At 50.8% G+C, this 22,394-nt stretch carries 21 protein-coding genes; 11 read left to right on the forward strand and 10 right to left on the reverse strand.

Annotated elements, in window-relative coordinates; translation table 11 throughout:
* The first annotated feature begins 48 nt into the window (after window positions 1-48).
* A complete protein-coding gene (locus C1752_RS07265) occupies window positions 49-918 on the forward strand; it encodes a phosphatidate cytidylyltransferase (RefSeq protein ID WP_110985378.1) in 870 nt (289 codons plus the stop codon).
* Between the two features lie 353 nt (window positions 919-1,271).
* Window positions 1,272-1,433 carry a hypothetical protein gene (locus C1752_RS29220; protein ID WP_233501432.1) on the forward strand — a complete coding sequence of 54 codons (162 nt, stop codon included), beginning with the start codon at window positions 1,272-1,274 and terminating at the stop codon, window positions 1,431-1,433.
* A 72-nt stretch (window positions 1,434-1,505) separates the two neighbouring features.
* On the opposite strand, the gene C1752_RS07275 is transcribed toward C1752_RS29220, so the two are convergent.
* Window positions 1,506-2,495 (reverse strand): glycosyltransferase, encoded by a 990-nt coding sequence (locus C1752_RS07275; protein ID WP_110985380.1) that lies wholly within the window; start codon window positions 2,493-2,495, stop codon window positions 1,506-1,508.
* A 70-nt stretch (window positions 2,496-2,565) separates the two neighbouring features.
* On the opposite strand from C1752_RS07275, the gene fabG reads away from it, so the two are divergent.
* On the forward strand, window positions 2,566-3,261 hold the full coding sequence (fabG, locus tag C1752_RS07280; protein WP_110985381.1) for a 3-oxoacyl-ACP reductase FabG: 696 nt from the start codon (window positions 2,566-2,568) through the stop codon (window positions 3,259-3,261).
* A gap of 2 nt (window positions 3,262-3,263) precedes the next feature.
* Here fabG and C1752_RS07285 read toward each other — a convergent pair whose 3' ends face one another.
* The 3 genes from C1752_RS07285 to C1752_RS07295 all read right to left on the reverse strand — a co-directional run bounded on the left by C1752_RS07285 (window position 3,264) and on the right by C1752_RS07295 (window position 6,623).
* Window positions 3,264-4,511: a coiled-coil domain-containing protein gene (locus C1752_RS07285; protein ID WP_110985382.1), complete on the reverse strand. Its 1,248-nt coding sequence runs from the start codon at window positions 4,509-4,511 to the stop codon at window positions 3,264-3,266.
* A 221-nt stretch (window positions 4,512-4,732) separates the two neighbouring features.
* On the reverse strand, window positions 4,733-5,632 hold the full coding sequence (gene trpC / locus C1752_RS07290; RefSeq protein ID WP_110985383.1) for an indole-3-glycerol phosphate synthase TrpC: 900 nt from the start codon (window positions 5,630-5,632) through the stop codon (window positions 4,733-4,735).
* A 259-nt stretch (window positions 5,633-5,891) separates the two neighbouring features.
* Window positions 5,892-6,623 carry a class I SAM-dependent methyltransferase gene (locus C1752_RS07295; protein ID WP_110985384.1) on the reverse strand — a complete coding sequence of 244 codons (732 nt, stop codon included), beginning with the start codon at window positions 6,621-6,623 and terminating at the stop codon, window positions 5,892-5,894.
* A 183-nt stretch (window positions 6,624-6,806) separates the two neighbouring features.
* Here C1752_RS07295 and C1752_RS07300 point away from each other — a divergent pair, with 183 nt between their 5' ends.
* Window positions 6,807-7,586, forward strand: coding sequence for a class I SAM-dependent methyltransferase (locus tag C1752_RS07300; protein ID WP_110985385.1), 780 nt, complete (start codon window positions 6,807-6,809; stop codon window positions 7,584-7,586).
* A 50-nt stretch (window positions 7,587-7,636) separates the two neighbouring features.
* Window positions 7,637-9,355 carry a glycosyltransferase family protein gene (locus C1752_RS07305; RefSeq protein WP_110985386.1) on the forward strand — a complete coding sequence of 573 codons (1,719 nt, stop codon included), beginning with the start codon at window positions 7,637-7,639 and terminating at the stop codon, window positions 9,353-9,355.
* A gap of 10 nt (window positions 9,356-9,365) precedes the next feature.
* On the opposite strand, the gene C1752_RS07310 is transcribed toward C1752_RS07305, so the two are convergent.
* The 3 genes from C1752_RS07310 to C1752_RS07325 form a co-directional block, all read right to left on the reverse strand.
* Complete coding sequence (locus C1752_RS07310; RefSeq protein WP_110985387.1) at window positions 9,366-10,529, reverse strand: pyridoxal phosphate-dependent aminotransferase; 1,164 nt, start codon at window positions 10,527-10,529, stop codon at window positions 9,366-9,368.
* Window positions 10,526-11,047 carry a P-loop NTPase family protein gene (locus C1752_RS07315; RefSeq protein WP_110985388.1) on the reverse strand — a complete coding sequence of 174 codons (522 nt, stop codon included), beginning with the start codon at window positions 11,045-11,047 and terminating at the stop codon, window positions 10,526-10,528. The genes C1752_RS07310 and C1752_RS07315 overlap by 4 nt, the downstream gene beginning before the upstream one ends.
* 247 nt (window positions 11,048-11,294) lie before the next feature.
* Window positions 11,295-11,666 carry a VOC family protein gene (locus C1752_RS07325; protein ID WP_110985390.1) on the reverse strand — a complete coding sequence of 124 codons (372 nt, stop codon included), beginning with the start codon at window positions 11,664-11,666 and terminating at the stop codon, window positions 11,295-11,297.
* Window positions 11,667-12,125: 459 nt separating this feature from the next.
* Between C1752_RS07325 and C1752_RS07330 the strand changes: the two genes are divergently transcribed.
* The 4 genes from C1752_RS07330 to C1752_RS07345 all read left to right on the forward strand — a co-directional run bounded on the left by C1752_RS07330 (window position 12,126) and on the right by C1752_RS07345 (window position 17,762).
* Entirely contained in the window at window positions 12,126-13,697 is a 1,572-nt protein-coding gene (locus C1752_RS07330) for a hypothetical protein (protein WP_233501433.1), read from the forward strand.
* A gap of 423 nt (window positions 13,698-14,120) precedes the next feature.
* Window positions 14,121-15,374, forward strand: coding sequence for an MFS transporter (locus tag C1752_RS07335; RefSeq protein ID WP_110985392.1), 1,254 nt, complete (start codon window positions 14,121-14,123; stop codon window positions 15,372-15,374).
* A 105-nt stretch (window positions 15,375-15,479) separates the two neighbouring features.
* On the forward strand, window positions 15,480-17,303 hold the full coding sequence (gene ilvB / locus C1752_RS07340) for a biosynthetic-type acetolactate synthase large subunit (RefSeq protein WP_110985393.1): 1,824 nt from the start codon (window positions 15,480-15,482) through the stop codon (window positions 17,301-17,303).
* 3 nt (window positions 17,304-17,306) lie between these two features.
* Window positions 17,307-17,762 (forward strand): hypothetical protein, encoded by a 456-nt coding sequence (locus tag C1752_RS07345; RefSeq protein WP_110985394.1) that lies wholly within the window; start codon window positions 17,307-17,309, stop codon window positions 17,760-17,762.
* 190 nt (window positions 17,763-17,952) lie between these two features.
* Here C1752_RS07345 and C1752_RS07350 read toward each other — a convergent pair whose 3' ends face one another.
* Complete coding sequence (locus C1752_RS07350) at window positions 17,953-18,132, reverse strand: hypothetical protein (RefSeq protein WP_110985395.1); 180 nt, start codon at window positions 18,130-18,132, stop codon at window positions 17,953-17,955.
* Between the two features lie 103 nt (window positions 18,133-18,235).
* Here C1752_RS07350 and C1752_RS07355 point away from each other — a divergent pair, with 103 nt between their 5' ends.
* Both C1752_RS07355 and C1752_RS07360 read left to right on the forward strand, forming a co-directional pair.
* Window positions 18,236-19,177 carry a nucleotidyltransferase domain-containing protein gene (locus C1752_RS07355; RefSeq protein WP_110985396.1) on the forward strand — a complete coding sequence of 314 codons (942 nt, stop codon included), beginning with the start codon at window positions 18,236-18,238 and terminating at the stop codon, window positions 19,175-19,177.
* A gap of 3 nt (window positions 19,178-19,180) precedes the next feature.
* Window positions 19,181-19,939 carry a nucleotidyltransferase domain-containing protein gene (locus C1752_RS07360; protein WP_110985397.1) on the forward strand — a complete coding sequence of 253 codons (759 nt, stop codon included), beginning with the start codon at window positions 19,181-19,183 and terminating at the stop codon, window positions 19,937-19,939.
* Window positions 19,940-20,096: 157 nt separating this feature from the next.
* Here C1752_RS07360 and C1752_RS07365 read toward each other — a convergent pair whose 3' ends face one another.
* Complete coding sequence (locus C1752_RS07365; RefSeq protein WP_110985398.1) at window positions 20,097-21,065, reverse strand: heme o synthase; 969 nt, start codon at window positions 21,063-21,065, stop codon at window positions 20,097-20,099.
* Between the two features lie 255 nt (window positions 21,066-21,320).
* Complete coding sequence (locus C1752_RS07370; protein WP_274704503.1) at window positions 21,321-22,274, reverse strand: COX15/CtaA family protein; 954 nt, start codon at window positions 22,272-22,274, stop codon at window positions 21,321-21,323.
* Window positions 22,275-22,394: the final 120 nt, after the last annotated feature.

Consider the following 22,394-nt stretch of genomic DNA (forward strand, 5'->3'; position numbering starts at 1 on the left):
TAGGTTCTCCGTCGTCGGACAATGCCCTTTGGGTTCAGAATAGATCGTATGCCTTGGACTCGGATTTTCAGCGGAATCATTGCCATTATCCTGGCTCTAGGGGGGACCATTCTGGGGGGCTGGTACTTTACCGCTGGCCTCGCTATTCTCGTTTATCTGGCTCAGCTAGAGTATTTCCAACTGGTTCGTGCCAAGGGCATTTTGCCTGCAGGTAAGACGACCATCATTGTCAGTCAGGCACTGCTGATCATCTCGACGCTCTCCAATAATCTCGCGGATGCAGTTCTACCTGTGGCAGGTACTTTTATTTGCTTTTACCTGCTCTTTCAGCCAAAACTGGCCTCCATTGCCGATATCTCCACCTCAATTTTGGGTCTGTTCTACGGCGGCTATCTTCCGAGCTACTGGGTCAGAATCCGAGCCATCGATAGCGCCGGCACAAGCAACTTGGCTCTCAACGGCTTTTGGCCTGCTGATTGGGGACATTTCAGTGCTTTACCCACGGGTTTGGCCATTACCTTACTCGCCTTTGGATGTATCTGGGCGGCTGACATCGGGGCTTACACGATGGGCCGCCTCTTTGGTCGCACACAGTTGTCGAATATTAGTCCTAAGAAAACGGTTGAAGGTGCGGTCTTTGGCGTTGCAGGAAGTGTGGCCGTCGCGCTCCTGGGATCTTGGTCCTTGGGCTGGCCGCTCTGGTCGATTACGGGGACTGCCTTGGGGCTGTTAATTGGCGCTACGAGTCTACTGGGTGACCTGACTGAATCAATGATGAAACGCGATGCAGGCGTAAAAGATTCTGGACAATTGATTCCCGGCCACGGCGGTATCTTAGATCGCGCCGATAGCTACGTTTTTACTGCACCGCTGGTCTATTACTTCGTGGTTCTTTTACTCCCGTTGTTCTCAAGCTAGATGTTGTCAATAAGATGAATTGGCTTTGGAGAGAGCTTCACTATCTATTTGAAACTGATGATGGTTCGTTACCAGAGGTCTTGGTCAACTATTTCAAAACAGAATCTGTAGCAGTTGGCTACACATTACTACGCCAGCGCACCTCGGAGGTCATAACTGAGGCTCCATACTTTTGGTCAAATGCTCAAAACGAGGAGAAGCCTCTAGATTCAGTCAATAACCCAGCTGCACTTGTTACAACAGGCGCAGCTGCACCCTTTTGCGTTGTCTTTGGCGGTATACATTCTCAGGGAATAATACTTCCAGATCTTGGTGTGTTTGTTTGCCCTAGTTGCCTTGCTCTTTATTATCGTATGGGTTCTGAATGGGGGCCAGAGTCTCTAGAAGCCTTCTTTCGACTTCTTTTTGAACTCACTACAATCGATCCAGAGACTAGGCTTTCTCTTGAAGAGGGTGTTTGTCCTGATATCGCGGCCCATTTCCAGCAGTGCTGGCAGTATTGGCTTGCAGAGTAGAGCATTTATCAAATTGCTAATCTAATGGAGCTCCCAAAACATATACCCCTTGTCCTCTGTAGATACTCACTATTAGCTGCCTAGCTTAGCTCGGAGCTTTTGCCAGAGCTTCTGGCTTCGTAGCTGAACAATTCGTCCCGAGGTTAAGGGCTGAATGTTGGAGGCATATTTCTCTTGGTGATCAAACAAGGTATTCACTTCTAGGAGAACCGTCTGCAAGCGACGAAGTATATTATCGGTACGATATTCTGCGAGCACCTGTTCAGAAAGGCTGAGCGATTTCGGTGCTGAAAGTGCACTTAAAATTCGCTGCACGTCAAACTCACAAGAATACCCAGCAATGTTGTGGCAGTTGAACCCTGGATCTAGATAATCCGACAGCCCCCCATTGACGCTAGAAAACACCTGACAGCCACAGGCAGCGGCTTCCATCGGCTGTAGGCCAAACCCCTCGCTGACACCTTCTCTAGCCCAATATTCAGCAGAGTCATAGAGATAGATCTTCGCCCGGTTGAAAAGCTGTGAGAGATCTTCGACAAAGGTATCTAGAACAAACACATTACACTTTTCCTGCAGGGCCGGGACCAGTTGCTGCAGCAGATATTCAGAAGACTTGCGGGCCTGCACCAATACATCGATATCTCGGGGCTGCTCTAAGTTGCAGAACCGATCCGAGATTTGGTTAGGCAAATAGTAGATCAAAGAGTGCGGTGCCCACTGCCCCCAATAGCCCATTGTGTTGCGGCTGACAGTAATGATCGGAACGCTGGCGGGTAGCCGAAAGCCGTATCCAGAGCTGTGGGCGTGGTAGAGAGTGTGATGCGCCTTCAACCGTTTTGCTAGCTTCGGTACATCGAAGCCCCAACTCAACACAAAGATCACGTCATCCGGTGCTTGCAGAACGTCATCAAGGAACGGAGTCTTAGGCTCTCGCTGTCGATAGGTGACCACCTCTGCTGAGCAGACCTGCTGCGCCAGCGCCAGCGCATTCAGCTCTGCGAACAAGCCACCGCAAGCAAACTTGCCGGTCGTTCCGGGCAGCAGGAAATATAGCTTTCTCATCTCGCGGCTCCGCACATAGACGGGGTAAAGTACGGCATAGTCCTCACTTAAAACATTTCTTTCAGAATAAATGCAAACTCAACACGTATTGATAACCGGTGGAACGGGTGGCCTGGGTCTGGGGGTTACGCCGCAGATTTTAATGGCAGGCGCGGAGGTTACAATCCCCTTTATCAATGAATCAGAGGTGAATCGCCTGCGGGAGCGACTATCTGCGGCTGAGCTGGCCCGCACTCATTTTGTCAAAGCTGACCTGATGCAGGAATCTTCCGTGGCTGAGCTGGTGATGGGTATGCAGCGCGTCGATGTGTTGATTCATCTGGTGGGTGGGTTCGCCATGGGACCGACCCATGAATTTAGCGAACAGGATTGGATCCAAATGCTGGACCTCAATCTACGCACAGCATTTTTGTTGTGCAAGCATAGCCTCAAGCGGATGCGACAGCATGGTTATGGCCGCATCGTCACCGTCGGCTCTCAGGGGGCTGTGCAGCCGGGTGGACAGCTTGCAGCCTACTGTGCGGCGAAGGCCGGTGTAGTGGCCTTGACCCAGTCCATTGCTGACGAGACCAGGGGAACTAACATTACGGCCAACGTAGTGCTGCCCAGCATCATTGATACCCCCAGCAACCGGGAAGCGATGGGTACCGAGCAGGTGGATCAATGGGTCAAGCCTGAATCTTTGGGTCAGGTAATCGGCTTTCTAGCTTCTGAGGCGGCTCAAGATATCAGGGGGGCGGCAGTTCCCGTCTACGGCAGTCTCTAATTTCAGGATTTTGAACTTCGCCACCGATGCATGATTGAGGGTAGATCGAGCATCAAATTTTTTCGAGCTGAGTCTGCCAATTGATTGTCTGGGAATGATGCCGCAATCTCTGCGATCGCATCTTCTAGCTGGCGATTTGAGAGGGGTTCATTGTTGTTGCGATCGCAAAGCAGATGCTCCAACACATGCTTCATTTGATCCACCGTCTGCTCAGCGTCAATACAACGATCCTTCCAGTGCTGTACAGCGGTTTCGTACTCACTGGCCTGCTGAGCCTGCTGTAAGATCTGCTCCTGCATCTCGGCGACCTGCTGTTCTAGCTGCTCTGAGCGCTCCTGCAACGTTTGGTTTTGCGCCTCGTACTCCTGAGTGGAATGCTGAAACTGTGCCTGGATGATACCCGCACTCGATAAACTGGACTCCAGCTTGGCAATTTTAGTCTGGGCCTTGAGCAGCGTAGAACTCAGATTCTGAATCGCCTGATTCTTGTGCGAATCTCTCTGACCCGTGGTTTTAAGTGCGTCAATAATTTCCTGCTGCTCTGCCAGGGTTGTACGGCTTTGCTCTAGCTGTGTCTCCAGCGACTGCAGGGTCGTTTCCTGTTCCCGTAGAGAATTCCGCAGCCGCTCTGCCGTCGTTTGAGCGATAATGCGCTGCTGCGTCTCCTGGACCGCAGCCCCCTGAGATAGCTCATTTTGCGTCAAAAGTCGCTCGGCCTCGTCCTGCATCTGCTTGACGGCAGCTTGTTCCTGCCTGAGCCGATCCTGTAGCGATTGGATCTCTGAAGACTGGCTTTCTGACTGCCCCGCAACGGTTTCAATCTGGGCGATTAGCGCTAGGTTCTCTTGGCGCAGATTATCGAGTTCGGTTTGATCAAGCTGAGCCTGACTAGATTGCCGCCCCTTAAGCGTCACAATCGCCTGCTTCTGAATATGGGAAAACTCTTCGGTCGCTGCCAGTTGTGCCTCTAAAAAAGCCTGGTCGACCATCTGTGACTTTAGTTCATAGATGTAGTGCTGACACTGCTCCAGCGCTTTTTCAAGCTGTCGAATGCGACGGTGAGTTGCTTCAGAGGCCGTGTCGCTGTTTTCTAAAAGCTCCTGCGATCCATAGACAAGTGCCGGGTCGAGGACATCTCCAAGAAAACCCTCTGTATCGGCATCCAACTTATGCGCTTCGAGAAGGGAGGCTTCTGATGACAGAGGAAAAGGGGATTCATCTCCCCAGTCAATTTCGAGTTGCTGATTCAAGTCCAGTTGCTCTCGACGGTCGGGCCTACAGTACGTTAAGTGCAGTTTAACTCAGATCACGACAACCCTTGAGGTTGCATGAGCCTCGACAGGCAACTGGTTGAACCGCTGACAGATCCCATTAAACCCTCATCCCTACGGACTATATGCCTGCTGCATTTGGGATGCTCCCACAGGCGATGGGGTCGGCTTCTGATGAAACGACTAGATCTCCGTTAAGACTAACTGGGAAACAGGCTAGAAATTCTCTGGCACATGTGCTCCGATTCGTTGGTAACCGGGGCTTCTTGCTTGATCAGTGATTCGCCAATGAGGACAGCTTTGGCACCGGCTTGGGCAACGCGCTTGATGTCAGCAGAGGTATGGAGACCCGATTCGCTCACGATCAGCGCTGTCTCTAATTTTTCCTTGCGCGCTGCAGCTAGATCGCAGGTGACCTGCAGATCCACAGTGAAGGTCTCCAGATCGCGATTGTTGATGCCCACTAGATCAATGGGTAGTGCTAAGACTCGATCGAGTTCTGTAAGATCATGAACCTCGACAAGAGCTGCCATACCTAACGATTTCACGATTTTCAAAAAGTAGGTCAAGTCCTGGTCGGTGAGCACAGCCGCAATCAGCAGCACCGCATCCGCTCCTTTGGCTCTCGCTAAATAGATCTGGTAGGGCGAGAGGATAAATTCTTTGCACAGAAGCGGAATCTGGACGGCCTGACGAGTCTGCTGTAGGTAGTCGAAGCTGCCTTGAAAGAACTTTTCATCGGTAAGCACTGAGAGGCAGGAGGCTCCGGCGGCTTCGTAGGCGGTTGCGATCGCAACCGGATCAAAGTCCTCCCGCAAGACGCCCTTACTAGGTGACGCTTTTTTCACCTCTGCAATTAACGCTGGCTGCGTCTTTCCCTGCCTGAGGCTGCCGATGAAGTCTAGAGGGGGAGATGCGATCGCAACCTGCTTCTTCAGCTCTAGCAGCGGCTGCGCTTCCCGCATCCGATCGACCTCAGTTTCCTTGTGCCAAACAATCTTTTCTAGAATATTGCTGGGTTCACCTTCTGGCACTTTAACCTGATAGCCTAAGCCAGCAACGGCAACAGTGGCAGCGGGGGGACGACGACGAATTTCCATGCACGAAATCAAAGCGAAGAGCTTTCCAATTATACCGAAAGCTTTAATGTATATAGTTTGCATCGGCAGACTGGGAGCATCCCACTTTCGCTAAAGTCTTGCACGGCCCTCACCCTAAATCCCTCTCCCAATTCTGGGCGAGGGACTTTGAGTGCTTTTATCTTGCCCCCCTTCTCCCAAGCTTGGGAGAAGGGGCTGGGGGATGAGGGCCAAGTGCAACAGTGGGATGCCTCCGACTTCGTTCTTGTAGGCGCGAAGTCTATTCGCCAGCCTTGACCTTTGACTCCCGTTGGCTCGTAGGCTGGATAAAGATGCAAAGGTTAGAAACCATGCCTAGAAACTTAGGCTGGTACCAAGTGATAGCGACCTCCAATGCTTGATGCTGCAACGCTTGGTCAATCACGGTGGCAAAGTCTTGCTGCGACAGCAGCCGCAGATTGCTTTCACTGGCCCAAAAGGTCTTGCCGATCAGCTTGAGCAACCCCCGATGCCAAGCTCTTGGTAGCCAATGTATCAGCGGTAGCTTGGTATGAAACTCTAGCCAATGATAGCGATTAGGCGTGGTCATCAGGAGCGGCGAACCGAGCTGCAGCAGGCTGCGAACGTACTCAACCTGATCTGTCTGAGAACCGACATGCTCAATAACCGCCGACGATAGAACACAGTCTAGAGTCTCATTGCTTGCAAGCTGTAGGGGCCAATCCATGACCTTCACCCCCGGAAATGCCTGAGCGAGATGGGCAATAGGCTCAGGGGACGTTGCCCTTACCTGTGCCTGATCTTGAACAAGCCATCGAATGAAGCAGTTGCTGGCTTCGCGCTCTGTGTCAGGGGTGGAACCATGATCAAGAATCACCTTTCCCTCAACCCCACCGATGGCCTCGACAAGGAAATGGTATATTTTACGGCGATACTTCAGCGTTGTTTGATTATGGAGGTCCGCTAAGGGATGTTTGCGTCCAAAGTAATCAATCCCTAACTGTTCAGACATATTGGCGCTGTTGATGACGATAAAACAAAAGGCTGCTGCGTGGCGACGGCTGGGCTGGGGGCAGAGTTCTTTAGAATCCAGCCAAGACTTTCCTAAAGGAGTGAGCGCCCGTCGAAATTATACCTTTCAAACTCAACGATACCTTTGCCTTGTCACATCCTGCCGCTAGGTCATCCCACCTCTATGTCAACCCAAGAAATTGAACGTCAGGATCAGGCATTATTTGATCAAATTGCCCTCCAGTATGGACAGAAAGATCGGACACTGTCCTCTTCCATTGCCCGCAAAGGACAACTGCTCTCAGCCTTGCAGCCGCTGCTCAAGCAAACGCCATCCCTCGGGACCGTGGTTGATATTGGTTGCGGGGTAGGTGCCCCGGCTCAGTATCTGCAGGGTTTCTATGACCACTACATCGGCGTTGATCAATCTTCAGAAATGATCCGGGTAGCTGAAGTTTTAAATCAGCCCTGTAACAAGACTCAGTTTGTCGCTTCCAATATCAAGGCGATGACGCTACCGGACCACATCGCTGATGTCGTGTTGGTCGTGGGGGCGCTGCACCACATGACTGATTTAGAGGCGGTTATGGGCTGCCTGGTCAAGCTGGCGAAGCCAGGGGCGTATCTGATGGTGATTGAACCCCAGAAAGCCAATCCTCTGATTCAAGGAATGCGATGGCTGCGGACTAAAATTGATCGAGGATATTCAGAAGACCAGATTTTCTTTTCTGAACAGGAGCTGGTGGATCTGCTGCACCAGCACAATATCTCGATTCACGATCTGACCTATCGGGGGTTTCTCTCGCCGCCCTTTGCCGAAGTGATCATTCCGCCCCAGTTTCTCAGCCGCCATTTGAGTCAGTGGGCACTCACTATCGATCGGTGGTTTGATCGATATCTGCCTCAACCGCTCCACAAGTTGAGCTTCAATATTTGCATTACTGGTGTTTTCCCTCAGGCGTAGCGGACTCGATACCCGATCTAAGACTGTCATTCATAACATTTAGGACCGGCATGGCTGAAATATCTAGAGAAAATATTTTTTCGCAGCAGAACGTCAGGTTCTGGTTTGGCCTGTCTCTGTTGATCCCCATCTACTACTGCATCGTCACGCTGCTCAACGTGTTTAGCCATGAGCACATCGTGCAGGATGATGCGCGACTACACGTTGTTTGGCTACAGCGTTTCGTCGATCCGGATCTGTTCCCAAAAGATTGGATTGCCGACTACTACATGGCCTATGCTTCGCCAGGATTTAAGGCACTCTATTGGTCTGTGGCCCAGATCGGGATAGAGCCAATGCTGTTCGCCAAGCTATTGCCGATTCCGGTGGGTCTGGTGGCGACGGCCTATTTCTTTGGGCTGGTTCTCCAGATTTTTCCGCTGCCTGCGGGGGCGTTTCTGGCAACGCTGATTTTCAATCAGGGGTATTGGTTCAAAAACGATGTGCTGTCGGCGACGGCGCGGGGCTTTACCTATCCATTTTTTGCCGGGTTTTTGTTCTATCTGCTGAAGGGACGGGTGATTCCCTGCCTAGTTTTTATTGCCCTTGAGGCGCTGTTCTATCCGATGATTGCGCTGGTGTCGGTGGGTATCTTGATCCTCCGGCTCATTCAACTTAAGGGCCGATCGCTGCAGCTCTCTCGGGAGCGCGTTAGCTATGTGCTGGCGGTGGGCGGCATGATCGTTCTTGTGATTGTGCTGTTGCCGACGGTGTTACGGACGACTCCCTTTGAACCCCAGGTAACGGCGGCTCAGATGAAGGAAATGGTTGAGTTCTCGCCTGAGGGGCGCTCTCCCTACTTCGGCTTTAGCCCGCACTTGTTCTGGACCCATGGCAGAAGCGGGGTGAGGATTCCACTGCTGCCGCCGATTGCTTGGCTGGCGTTTTTGTTGCCTTGGTTCCGTCGATCACCGCGCGGCTTGATGAAGCACGTGACGCCTAAAATCGAGATTCTGTGGCAAATCTTGCTGCCGTCGCTGGCTCTGTTTGTGCTGTCCCATATTGTGCTGCTGAGGCTATATCTGCCCAGCCGGTATACCTACTTTAGCTTTCGGTTCATCATGCCGATTGCGGCGGGTATCGTGCTGACAGTTCTGCTGGAGAGATTTTGGAAAGCGCTCTCTGCCATTCGGCGCAGCGGTAAGTGGATGACGCCTAAGCAGTTTTTGCTGTCTAGCTTTGCAGCGTTTCTCTGCTTTGTGTTCATTTTTGTGCCGTTGGTGCCGCTGGTGTTGAGGAGTAATCAATATTGGGTGATTGCAAAGCGTCCAGAGCTGTATGAATATATTGCCCAGCAGCCGAAAGATACGATGGTGGCGTCTCTGAGTGGCTATGCCGATAATATTCCGTCGTTTGCGGAGCGTTCGATTTTGGTGAGTCGTGAAATTGCGATCGCATTCCATCTTGGCTACTACAGCGAGATTCGACAGCGGGCGCTCGATTTGCTCTCAGCCCAGTACAGCACGGATCCTGAACAGGTGAAGCGCTTCATTGAGACCTACGGCGTTGATTTCCTGCTGTTGGATAAGGGGGAACCAGGGACTTTTACCCCTGAATACGTATCTGAGAATCCGTGGCTGATGCAGTTTGAGCCTGCGGCAGGGGATGCGATCGCAACCCTAAAACAGTCTGAAAAACCCGTAATAGAAAAACTCTCAGAACAATGCTCAGCCTTAACGGGCGTCAAGTATATTTTGCTAGACGCTCAATGCCTCAAACAGCAGTCCTAACGATGAGATCCTAGAGAACTACCCGAAGTCCCTTCGTCAAACGCCCCATCCCTTCAGCAACCTGATCTTTATCTAAAGCACCGTAGGCCACCCGCAAATAACACCCTTTCTCTGTGCCAAACGTATCGCCAGGAATAACAGCGACACCGTGTTCTTTAATCAGCCGTTCCACAAGGGCCATCGCGTTTAGCTCCGTGTTCACTTTGAGAAAAACGTAAAAGGCTCCGTCAGGTTGGGGAATTGAACAAAGATCGTGGACTGAATCTAGAGTGCTTAGGGCTTGCTGATGGACCAGTGCAATTTGATTCAGGTGGTCTTGGCAATAGTCTCGACCCGCCTCCAGCGCTCCTAGCGCCGCGTACTGAGAGACCACGGGCGGACAAATCAAGATCGTGTCTTGAATCTTTTTCACTGCCGTCATCAGGTGCGCTGGAATCACCATGTAGCCGATGCGCCAGCCTGCAAACCCATAGGCTTTGGAGAGGCTGAACAAAGAAATGGTGTGCTTCCCTGCCAGATCAAAGGTGGCGGGTGAGACGTGCTGTGCCTGACCGTAGGTGAAGTACTCGTAGGCTTCATCGCTGATGTGATAGAGGTTGCGATCTCTGCACAGCCGATTGACTGCCGCCAAATCTTCGGGTGGATAAACGGCCCCGGTAGGATTATTCGGCGAAATCGTGACGATGGCGCGGGTGCGATCTGTTATCGCAGCCTCAATCGCTGAAAGCCTGAGCTGATAATGGTCATCGGTGGGGATGCATATCGCTTTGCAGCTTGCAGTTGCGATCGCCATCTCATGATTGAAGTAATAGGGCGTCTGCAAGATAATCTCGTCACCGGGCTGTGTAATCGCCAGCAGCGCATTCATGAACCCCATATTGCTGCCCGCCGTGACCACGACCTGCGCGTGAGCATCCACTGCAATTTTGTTCTCAGTTTGCAGCTTGTGAGCAATGATTTCTAATAAGGGTGCAATACCTTGAACAGCCTTGTACTTGTGGTTCTCAGGATCTTGAAGGCAGTCAGAAATCCGCATAATGGCCTGAGTTGGTGGTCCATAGGAGACAACGCCCTGTCCCAGCGAAATCGTGCCAGGATGCTGTCGAATCAATTCCCCTATCACCGGAATAATCGGGGCCTGAACTTGCTCCATGCGAGAGGTAAAAGCAGTCATATCAAAGTTTTTGCCAACTCTAGAAACTGTGCAACCTGCCGAGCTGATTGAAGGTGATAGACCTGTTTAGAATTTTGAGTCTCGGTAATATACTTTCGATATCTTGGCGTCAGCAGCCGATGGCATAGCCGCAAAACGCGATAGCTACTGAGCGAACTCTTCCATATGGGGCTTTTGTCCGGCCAACCGGTCGGGGGACTAAAAAATCCCGTGAGCAATCGCTTCGTCACCCACCAGAAATGCAGCGGCAACGGTAGATCAATGTAAATCAGCGTATCTGCCGTATCTAGACGTTCCCAGAGCATATCGAGCGAGCCAAACCCATCAATAATCCAGCGTTCAGTTGCCAGAATCTCTTGGTGAAACTGCTGGAACTCTGCCTCAGGCACCTCAGCGCCCCCAGTTTGGTATTTAATCTTGTCCAATACATAAAGGGGTAAGCCAGTGATGTCTGCCAGCTTTTTGCTGAGTCTTGACTTACCTCCACCTGCATTGCCAAACACAGCCACTTTTTGCATAATTACCGCGCCTCCAGCATTTTGCTGATGAACGCATATCTCTGACAGAAATCATCTAACAGACTTTTCGTATGAATAACATGCAAACCTGCACTGGTCTCCCAATTCTGGAGGGCTAGCATAAAGCTCTTAGCGAGACTTTCCAATATCGCTAAACAAGGGTGCACACCTAATAATGATGCTTCATATAAAAAGTCCAAAGCCTCTCCGTCCCCAAAATTGAAGGTGGAGAGGGTCAAAAATATCTCTAGTGAGCAGCACTTCCTGCTGGTACAGGATTAGGCTGCAGCAAACTTAGCAGATGTCCATCAGGAGAGCGCATTGCAGCCACCTTACCGAAAGAAGGTTCGCGGACCCGGCCCTCTAGCTGAGCACCCATCGATTCTAGAGTGGCAATGGAATTATGTACATCATCGACATGAAAGCTGAGAATAGGCGAATCTGCCCCTGCGCTGGTCTCGCCCGCAGCATGGAGCGCAATCGTTGTGCCATCAGCATCTAGCTCAGCCCAACCCGGACTTGCCATCTTCACCTGCAGACCCAGACCCTCTGAGTAAAACTTCACCGTGGCGGGAATATCTTTCACCATCAGCATTACGTGCTTAAAGTGAGCAGCCATATCGAATCTCCGTAAATAATGCAGGCGTTTCTTCACTCATGCTTACATTTTTTCGCTGAGGCGGGCAAGGACGAGGTGCAACCCGATAAAAAGTTGTGCTATCGTTAGGCCAATGCACTTTAGAGTGGCATTTTGACCATGAAATTGAACAAACTATAGGAGGTGATGCCCATGGTAGAAGGTAGTACTAAATTGGGTTTTCAGTTTAACTCTGGCCGGCTGTGTGCCGGGACTGTTCTCTAAAAATCTGCTGGTTCGCCAGTTTGGTTCGGGGTTCTCCCGGCAGTCAGGTCTTAATCTGAAGACCCGCTAGACCGCTCCTAACGCAGTAAGCTGCTGTAGATCTTCTACAATGCAACTGTTGGGAGCGGATAGTTTTTTAAAGCCAGATATGGCGTGAATCTTAAAGCTTTAACTCAAATCCATCGAGTGTCTGCTTTTGGCTCTCGACATCGCAGAATGCTCTCTCTTCTCTGCGTCTTAGGGAGCATCTTTGTTGTAGATTATCTGTTCTCTCGACTCTATCAGTTCCGACCGCTACCCTCCGTCAATCTGATTGAGATTGGCTTTGTCCCTGAAGTTTGGCTGTCTCTGATTGGTCTAACGCTAGGGACTTTGGTGATCGCTATTTCGATTGCCTCTCAAAATATTCCTAAGATCGCTGAACTCTACATTCAAGACTGGGTGAGCTTGTTCTATCTCTGGTTCTTGATTCTGGGGGGTGCCCACGCTCTGTTCGTCAAGTTTCACCAGGAATCTGGTTTAGACGCCACGGCTAGCACGATCCTAAATGTTTATATTTTCCTGCCGGTCTCGATCATTTTTTCTTTTTCTTACATCTTTTATGTCTTAAACAGCATTCAGCCGCTCACCGTCGTCAAAAAGGTGGTCAAGACCCACTACCGCAATCTGCATCAGCTCTACCGCTATCCAGCTCGGCAATTGCTGAACGTTGAGGCTTATCGAGAAGACTATCAGCATCAGCTTCTAGAGTCGCTGAACCAGCTTGATAATCTACTGGAATATGTCACGTTCAAAGAACTCAAAGCTGAGATCCTGCAAGATGTGAGTCTGCTTCTGCAGGACTTTGTTTGTCTAAAGCCTAAGGTTAACCCTGCATTCTTTAAGGTAGGACCGGCGGTGCGCTCAGATATTTCGTTTAAGACGATGGTGGATCAGCTTGATGGTGTCGAGCACAATCGCACATTTTATGAGCAAAAGTGTTTTCGCCTGCTGGGTAATGCCTATGTCCATCTCTTAGAAGAGTCAGAGTTTGACCTCGCTTCGCTTTGCGTTTCAGAGATCAGTAAGATTGGGTCCAAAGCTCTAGCCATCAATGATGACCGGCTGCTGGATGTATTGATTGTTCGCTTTAACACCCTGTGTCGCTTTGCTCTCAAGCACGGTGTCAAGCACAATGAAGCCCGGAATTTATACAACCTAGCGTTTCACTACCGCACTTTTATCGCTAGCTTGGTCCACCATGACAAGCTGCAGCAGGCTCAAGATAGCTTTATCTATCTGCGCCGCTACGGGAATGAAGCTTATGCTTACGGCCACATGAGTTCGGCAATGTATTTTATTGTGGATGTGATTGCAGCTGAGATGAAGAAAATCTTGGTCTTGGTCCATGAGCAAAGCTGGCCGCCAGAGATTCAGGCTCGGCTTTTGGACGAGATGCTGCAGGTAGATAGCCCGCCAGAGATTGATGAGAACAATCCTGAACAGCCTCACCTCAATAGCGGTGTGAGGACGCTGCAGATTGGTCTGGCGTTGTTTTACCTCAAGGCAGGCCAGCGTGATTTTGCCCACCGAATTGTGATTGATATTTTGGATGATCTGACGATTCTAGGCAAAGATTTGTTTGAGCAGGCGATTCAGAGAACTTGCGATCGCCTCCGTATTTCTCAACCCAACTTCTGGGAAGATACGGATCGAGGCAACACCAACCTCTACTACACCCCAGACCACGACCAGCTCGATGCCTTTTGTGAGCTTTTGAATGGTGCTATGGTCTCCGACCGGCCTTAGGCCATCGTTACAGATGCAGCAGTTTTCATCTAGGGAGGAGATCGTCATGGCTCCTGAAAGACTTGCCCAGCAGCAGCTCTAAAATTGGATGCGTCCCCAATTAAGCGGCGATCTGCTATAAAACCTCAGCTAGATTGAGCGTTTTGACTCATCTCTTAGTATCCCCTCATTGATGGATAGCGATAGAATCGTGCCTATCTACTTAATAAAAGCTGAAAGCATCACCTCAAGAGGTGTTCTTCCTGCCGTTTAGTGCTGTGTTCAACACCTTCTATAACAGCCTCGAACAGAGAAATCTCATCAGTAAGCCCATGAATGCTAGAGTTGCTGCTGTACCATCGTGGACCTGGAAAGATTTTGCTCTACGCCAATAGTCTTGATGGAACCATCGTTTTCCGCTGCTGTTGATTAACTCTTTTGTCTATGGCGACTCCCGGCCCCCAGCCTCCGAGTAGCGGCTTCCAATCTCTGATGCGCAACCGAGGATTTGTGATTCTTTGGTCAGGGCAAATTGTGTCGCAGCTCGCCGACAAGATCTTTTTTGTGTTGCTGATTGCGCTAGTGGTGAATTACCCCAATCCACCCCAGTTTTTAGAAAACTCCATGCGCTCGGCGGTCATGATCGCCAATACGCTCCCTGCCGTCTTCGTGGGTTCTGCCGCCGGTATCTTTGTCGACCGCTGGTCCAAGAAACAGATCCTGTGGACGACGACCCTGGGGCGAGGACTGCTGGTCTTGCTGATCCCGTTACTACCAAATCAGTTCTACTGGCTGCTGCTCATCGCCTTTTCTGAGTCGATTTTGACGCAGTTCTTTGCGCCCGCAGAGCAGGCGGCTATTCCCATTTTGGTAAAGTCCCACAACCTCATGTCGGCCAATGCCCTGTTTACCACCACGATGATGGGGTCGTTAGTTGTGGGATTTGCGATCGGAGAGCCTGTTCTGACTTGGGCGACCACTTGGGGCGGAATCAATGGCCGTGTCTACCTAGTCGGAGGGCTATATGTACTCTCGGCAGTTGTTGTCGGTATTTTACCGATGCGGGAGCGAAAGAAAGACAAAGAGCTGGCTATGCACCCTTGGCAAGATTTGAAGTCAGGCTTCAAGTATCTGCGCAAAAATCGCTTGATTAGCAATGCAATGGTGCAGCTTACGATTCTCTACTGCGTGTTTGCCGCGCTGTCGGTGCTCGCCATTGGTCTCGCTGACCGAATTGGCCTGAAGCCGGAGCAGTTTGGCTTTTTACTTGCAGCGACCGGCATTGGCCTAATTTTAGGTGCTGGCGTTCTAGGGCAGTGGGGCGAACGCTTTCATCACCTGCCGCTACCGTTGGTGGGCTTTTGCAGTATGGGCGTCGTGCTAACCGTCTTTTCCTTTGTCCACCATGTATGGGTTGCCCTCTTGCTCAGCGTTTTGCTAGGACTGGGAGCGGCATTGGTGGGAGTGCCGATGCAGACCTTGATTCAGGTCCAAACTCCGCCAGACATGCGGGGGAAGGTGTTTGGCTTTCAAAATAATGTGGTCAATATTGCCCTGAGTTTACCCCTTGCGATCGCAGGTCTATTAGCAGATGCAGTGGGCCTCCGTCTTGTTCTCACCAGCATGGGCATCATTGTCGTGATTGCCGGTTTTTGGGCTTGGCGCAACACTCGCAATGTTTTGCAGGATGTTATTTAAGCTTCTCTTCAGGAATCTGGCGTCTAGACTATCGACACAGATTAATTGCTGGCGCTAAGATTAAGGATTAACCGCCACTTATTGGCGGTGTACAACCTTTTTTCTATGGATGGGGTTCCCCTCGTGCGTGCAACCGGAGCTTTTGCATTAATTGACAGCCTGAAGCGTCACGGCGTCAAACATATTTTTGGCTATCCTGGTGGCGCAGTTCTGCCCATTTACGATGAGCTATATCTGGCAGAAGAGCGCGGGGATATCCAACATATTCTGGTGCGTCACGAGCAGGCAGCAGCCCATGCGGCTGATGGTTATGCTCGAGCAACAGGACAAGTGGGCGTTTGTTTTGGCACCTCTGGTCCAGGGGCAACCAACCTAGTGACGGGCATTGCCACGGCCCACCTCGACTCCATCCCGATGGTGGTGATTACGGGACAGGTGCCCCGACCCGTGATCGGCAGTGATGCCTTTCAAGAAACCGATATTTTCGGGATTACGCTGCCGTTGGTGAAGCACTCCTACGTGGTGCGCGACCCGTCCCAGATGGCGCAGTTTGTCGCTGAAGCCTTCCATATTGCTGGAACTGGGCGTCCCGGCCCTGTCCTCATCGATGTTCCGAAAGATGTGGGCCTAGAAGAGTTCGAGTATGCCCCTGTCGAGCCGGGTTCGGTCCATCTAGCTGGGTATCGGCCTACCGTTAAAGGGAATCCTCGACAGGTCAAGCAGGCGATTGATCTGATTCAGCAGTCGGCAAGACCGCTCCTTTATGCCGGGGGTGGAGCGATTACATCCGGTGCCCATACCGAAATTAAAGAGCTAGCCGAGCGGTTTCAGATTCCGGTGACCACGACTTTGATGGGCAAGGGAGCCTTCGATGAAGCCCACCCGCTGGCGGTGGGAATGCTGGGAATGCACGGCACAGCCTACGCTAACTTTGCGGTCAGTGAGTGCGACCTGCTAATTGCTGTGGGTGCGAGATTTGATGATCGGGTAACCGGGAAGTTAGATCAGTTTGCCTCGCGGGCAAAGGTGATTCACATCGACATTGACCCGGCGGAGGTGGGCAAAAACCGCGCGCCTGAGGTGCCCATTGTCGGCAGCGTCAAGCCGGTGTTGATGGAGTTGCTGCAGGTTGCCAGACAATCAGAGGCAGCAAACGGACGCACTCAGGATTGGCTCGATCGCATCAACCGCTGGCGACAGACCTATCCCCTACAGATTCCTCATCCGACTGAGAAGCTCTCACCTCAAGAGGTGATTGTGGAGCTGGGACGTCAGGCACCTGACGCATTTTTCACCACTGATGTCGGACAGCATCAGATGTGGGCAGCACAGTTCCTTAAAAATGGTCCTCGGCGCTGGATTTCTAGCGCAGGTCTCGGAACAATGGGCTACGGCCTCCCTGCAGCAATGGGAGTAAAAGTGGCGGTGGCCGACCAGCAGGTGATTTGTATTAGCGGTGATGCCAGCTTCCAGATGAATTTGCAGGAGCTGGCAACGCTGGCCCAGTACGGCATCAATGTCAAGACGGTGATTGTCAATAATTTCTGGCAGGGAATGGTGCGCCAGTGGCAGCAGGCCTTTTTTGGCGAGCGCTATTCTAATTCCAATATGTCTCGGGGGATGCCCGATTTTGTGAAGCTAGCTGAGGCGTTTGGCGTCAAGGGTATGCTGGTGCGGGAAAGGGGAGAATTGGGGGATGCGATCGCAACCCTCTTAGCCCACGACGGTCCCGTCTTATTGGATGCTCAAGTTACCCGTGACGAGAACTGCTATCCCATGATTGCACCGGGTCAGAGCAACGGCCAGATGCTAGGGCTACCGGAACAGGAAAAGCTAGAGAAGGCAGTAGAGCTAATCTACTGCAGTGGATGCGGCGCTAAAAATGCTGCGAGCAATCATTTTTGTCCTGAATGTGGGGCCAAGCTATAAAGCATGAGTTTACAGGACCAGATTCAAACCCTCGTCAACGAAGCACCGGAGGATGGCAAAACGCCCCAAGCGATGCAGACGATCGGTCCTGTCTTAGCGCAGGTCGCCCACAACCTCAATCATCTGGAATACTACATCCTGCAAAACTTGGGGCAGAACTGGCAAATCACAACGCTTCGGCATCAAAGCAAACCAGAGCTTGAAAAAACCGTAGTGTATGCCTACGCTCACCTCAAAGACGCCACTCACTCCTGCTCAGATCCAAACTTAATTGCCATTCCAAAGCCAGTAATTTTGCTACTGTTTCAGCTCCTAGCCATGAAGCCAGTGGATAGCCTGATTTTCTTTGATAATCCCAAGGGGCAAGATTCTGGATACGAAGTTCCACGCGAAGCAATCCAGCAGCTTGTGCAGGAAAGTTTGCGGCAGCTAGTAGAACCCCCTACAGAGATTGCCTAAAAATTGATCTTCGAGACGTAACCCGAGTTACAGCATTAAGTTCTAGGGATACCTATTCTTCCAGCGATAGGTATTGAGGTCGCTGCTCATCAACAGAAAAGATTTGACCATACTCTAAATATTCGGCCAGAATCACCAACAACGCGACGATTTGCGGGGGCAAGCCAAAAGCCAGTATCAACAATAGTCATTACCGCTTGCCGTACTTATCTTTTAGGGACTCTGCCAACTGAGCTTTATAACGGATAGACAAATCGCTCTCAGCTTCGCCACATCCAATGAAACCACTATTTATACATGCATTAACAGGATCAGCCTGAGTCATAGATTGATAATAAGCATCTAGTATTGATTTGATGATTTCCGTCATGCTAGTAAATTCATGTGAGATAAGTTTTCAACATGTCGATTTGAGACGTGGCCTTCAATCTAGTTAGAGGTTAGATTGGACAACCGACCCTGGCTTGGCCTCCATGTCTCAAACACAGTCTCCTGTCAATCTAATTCTACCCGTGGGCACACAGGTCGTTAGCCGCATTGAAGTCAAAAATGCCGCAGGGGAAGCGCTGTGCCCACAGGGTGCGGTAGGGGTGATTGTGCGATCGCCTACAGATAATTCTCATACCTATCAAATCAAACTGCCAAACGATACACTCATCAGCCTGAAACGACTGAATTTCAGTATTCGAAAGCATTTTCAGCGGGAAGGTTTGGAACCGCCTCAGTCGGCATTGGAAGAGCTGAATCTTTTTGATCACGTTATCTATCGCTGCGTGATTGGCTCCAGAGCCTACGGCCTTGATGATTCTGAGTCTGATACAGATCGGCGCGGCATCTATTTACCTCCGGCCCAGATGCACTGGTCACTCTATGGCATCCCAGAACAAATTGAGCACAAAGAAGAACAGGAGTGTTATTGGGAACTACAGAAATTTCTGGTACTGGCACTGAAGGCCAATCCCAACATATTGGAGTGTTTGTACTCCCCCCTTGTGGAAACCGCAACGCCGTTAGCCCAAGAGCTGCTCAGTATTCGAGAGATTTTCCTTTCTCGGCTGGTGTACCAGACCTACAATAGCTATGTGCTTTCACAGTTCAAGAAAATGGAGCAAGATCTCCGCACAAAGGGAATCATTCGGTGGAAGCATGCGATGCACCTGATTCGACTTTTGCTCTCCGGCATTACGGTCTTGAGGGATGGGTTTGTGCCCGTTCGAGTGGAAGCCTATCGAGATCGCCTCATGGCGATTAAATACGAGCAACTATCCTGGGATGAGATCAATCAGTGGCGCTTGAGCCTGCATACAGAATTTGATCACACCTTTGCTCAGACCCATCTACCCGAGCGTCCTGACTATGAAAAGGCCAATGCCTTCTTGGTTCAGGCACGGCAAAGTCGAGTCGGCGAGCAATAGACCATGAATGCAGTAGATCCCCGACTGGTTAATGTTGTTGCTCAACAACCCTACCCACTCCTGTTTGTAACGGTGAGTGGTGCACATCTCTATGGATTTCCTTCGGCTGATTCTGACTACGATCTTAGAGGAATCCACCAACTTCCCTTGACTGAGCTAGTCGGTTTAAGAAGGGGAAAAGAAACGATAGAAGTTTCCAATATTCAGCAAGGGCTAGAGATTGATTTAGTGACGCATGAGGCTAAAAAGTTTTTCAGTCTGCTGTTAAAACGCAATGGCTATGTACTAGAGCAGCTCTATTCTCCACTCGTTGTTCACCAAACAGGGCCAGAATATAACGAACTAAAAGATATTGCCAAGCACTGCATCACGCGTAATCACAGCTATCACTACTTGGGTTTTGCAAAAACACAATGGCGACTCTTTGAAAAAAGCAGCCCAAAACGGGTCAAGACTCTGCTGTATGTCTATCGAGTTTTACTAACCGGCATCAACCTGATGCACAGTGGCGTCATCGAAGCGAATCTTGTCACTTTAAATGAAAAATTTCAGCTTCCTTACGTACCCGATCTGATTAATGCCAAGATCACAGGGACAGAGAAGAACACGCTGGATGTCTCCGATGTTGAATTCCATGAGCGAGAGTACATGAGGCTGTATCAAACACTTGAAGCCGCAAGCCAGGCAAGTCATTTGCCTGATGAACCCTCAGCAAAACCCGACCTGCATGATTTATTAATTAGGTTGCGATTACAGGGCTAAAACACTCTGGAAGTCAGCAATCAAGCACACAGCACGAGTATTTGCAGCGCCGAAGAAGCTTCTCTTAAAATGCTTTGAGCCAATAGCAAACTATCAAGTCTCACTATCAATAGCGCTCGAAGTATAGAGCAAATAGACCCAAGGTCATGACTGATTTTCAAGCACCCAATACAAGCATCTGTAATACCTGAGAGCCTTGAGCAACGAGGTTTTGAGTTAATGGCAAACTATCAAGTCCCATCCCTGCACAAAGCAACATCATGTATAAAATCGAGAATTTAAAGACAGATCGAGCCATTGTCTTATCTGCGGGACTCTGATTGAGCTGCCAGACCTTTTGTATGAACATGCCGCCTAGGACAAGTGCGATCGCACCATAAACTCCACCCGAAGCATGGAGCGGATACACCAATAGCAAAGACGTGGGCACCAGCAACACTGTATAAAACATCATCTGCTTAGCCGTGGAATCATCACCATCCACCACCGGCATCATCGGCACGCCAACCTTGGCATAGTCCTCTTGAATCATCATCGCCAGAGGCCAGAAGTGAGGCGGTGTCCAGACAAACACGATCGCAAACATTGCCCAAGCCGCCAAGCTCAAATCCCCCGTGACCGCAGCCCAGCCCACCAGTGGCGGAATCGCACCAGCCGCACCGCCAATAACAATATTTTGCGTGGAAGAACGCTTCAGCCAAGCCGTATATACAAAGAAGTAGGCCGCAATCCCTGACATGGCGAGGCAGGCGCTTAGCAGATTGGCAACGGTGGCGAGAAGCGTGAAGGATATTATTGCAAGTGCGATCGCAAACACCAAAGCCTGCCAAGGCTGAATCCGACCCGAAGGTAGCGGACGGTGGCGGGTGCGCTCCATTACATAATCAATATCGCGATCGTAGAGACAATTGATTGTATTCGCCGATCCTGCAGCCAAGGCTCCACCCGTCAAAGTTGCCAAAACTAAAACGCCATCCACTTGGCCCTTTGCCGCAACCCACATCGCCGCCGCCGTCGTAATCAAGAATAGAAGAATCAGACGGGGCTTCGTGAGCTGATAATAGTCCGCGATAGTTTGGGTGACACTCTCTTGCCAATTAGTTCCAGGCCAAGTCAGTCGTTGCATAATAATCCCCACGTTCAGAGTTCAAAAATTTTGTAGTGAGAGAGCATCTCAATTCAGATGCTCATCAGTCAAGATGTAGCGATTTTTAATCCAGAAGCAAAGTTGAAGACGTCCCCAGCTTTCTGCTTTCTCCCCCCAGAAGTGGAGCCACTGCGTTTGGCGGGTTCCCCGACTTGAAACAAGTGGCATGGGGGCCGGAAGGGCCAGTGCAAAGCGTTCATAATATCTCCCAAACGCCAGCGCTCCTTACATCCGTCATAAATTTGTTCCAATATTCAGATCCTGAGAACGATGGTCTCCACCCGGCTCTCGGCCATCGCGCCATGCCCAAACCGTAAACAGAACCAGTGATCCAAGCAGCGCCGCCCCAATCGCCTGATGAGCCACCGTTAATGCCACCACCTGCAAGTGCAGCCGTAGCGTAGACACACCCAAAACAACCTGAAGACCCAGCAGCAGCGTCATAATCTGCGTCAGCATCCGCAGTCGAGGATGAAGCGCCGCCGTTCTCATCGCCAGCACCACCAGCACCACCACAGAAAACACCGCCGGTACTACTCCAGCAAAATGGCTATACATCACAGAACAGAGACGAGAACCGCCCAAACACTGATGCGCGGCCCAGCGAGATGCAACCACGCCACCTAAAATGCTTTGACCGTAGACACAGCCTACAGCCGCCATGCCCAGCCAGGACAGCCGACCGACAACGCCTGTCCCCTGGTAAGTTACGAGGGCAGCACCAATACCCAGCAGACAGCTAAAGAACATCAGTCCAGTTGCTAAATGGGCCGTCACAATATCAAACCGGAGCAGCTGGGTCACCGTCAGACCGCCCAGAATCCCTTGAGCAATGACCAATAGCAGACAGAGTCCAGCAGCCACGGGCACCCAACGCGGAATCTGCTTTCGCCAGAAGAGCGTCATGCCGGTTAAAGCAATCATCAAAAAGCCAATGGAAGAAGCGACCAGCCGATGGAACCACTCCAGAAAAACCTGAAGGTTCATTTGTTGTGCAGGTACTAACTCTCCGTAACAGAGAGGCCAGTCAGGACAGGAGAGGCCCGCATTCATGACTCGTGTGGTGCTGCCCAATGCCATTAAGAAAAAGGTCAGTACAGCCATACTCAGAAACATCCAGCCCAGACGCTCGGAAGGACTGCCTGCACTAGATTCAGCGGTGGAATTATTCAGTAAGCTATCAGCCATGAACCTCAATCGACTATTAACTAGACGCTTTGACGTGATGAATCACGCCTCTTCAATTTAATGAAAACGAAACGGTATTTGTACTCAATCGTGAACTTATATCACCTACTCTCAAGTCAT

Origin of the sequence: Acaryochloris thomasi RCC1774 (assembly GCF_003231495.1) — a bacterium.
Classification (GTDB): domain Bacteria; phylum Cyanobacteriota; class Cyanobacteriia; order Thermosynechococcales; family Thermosynechococcaceae; genus RCC1774.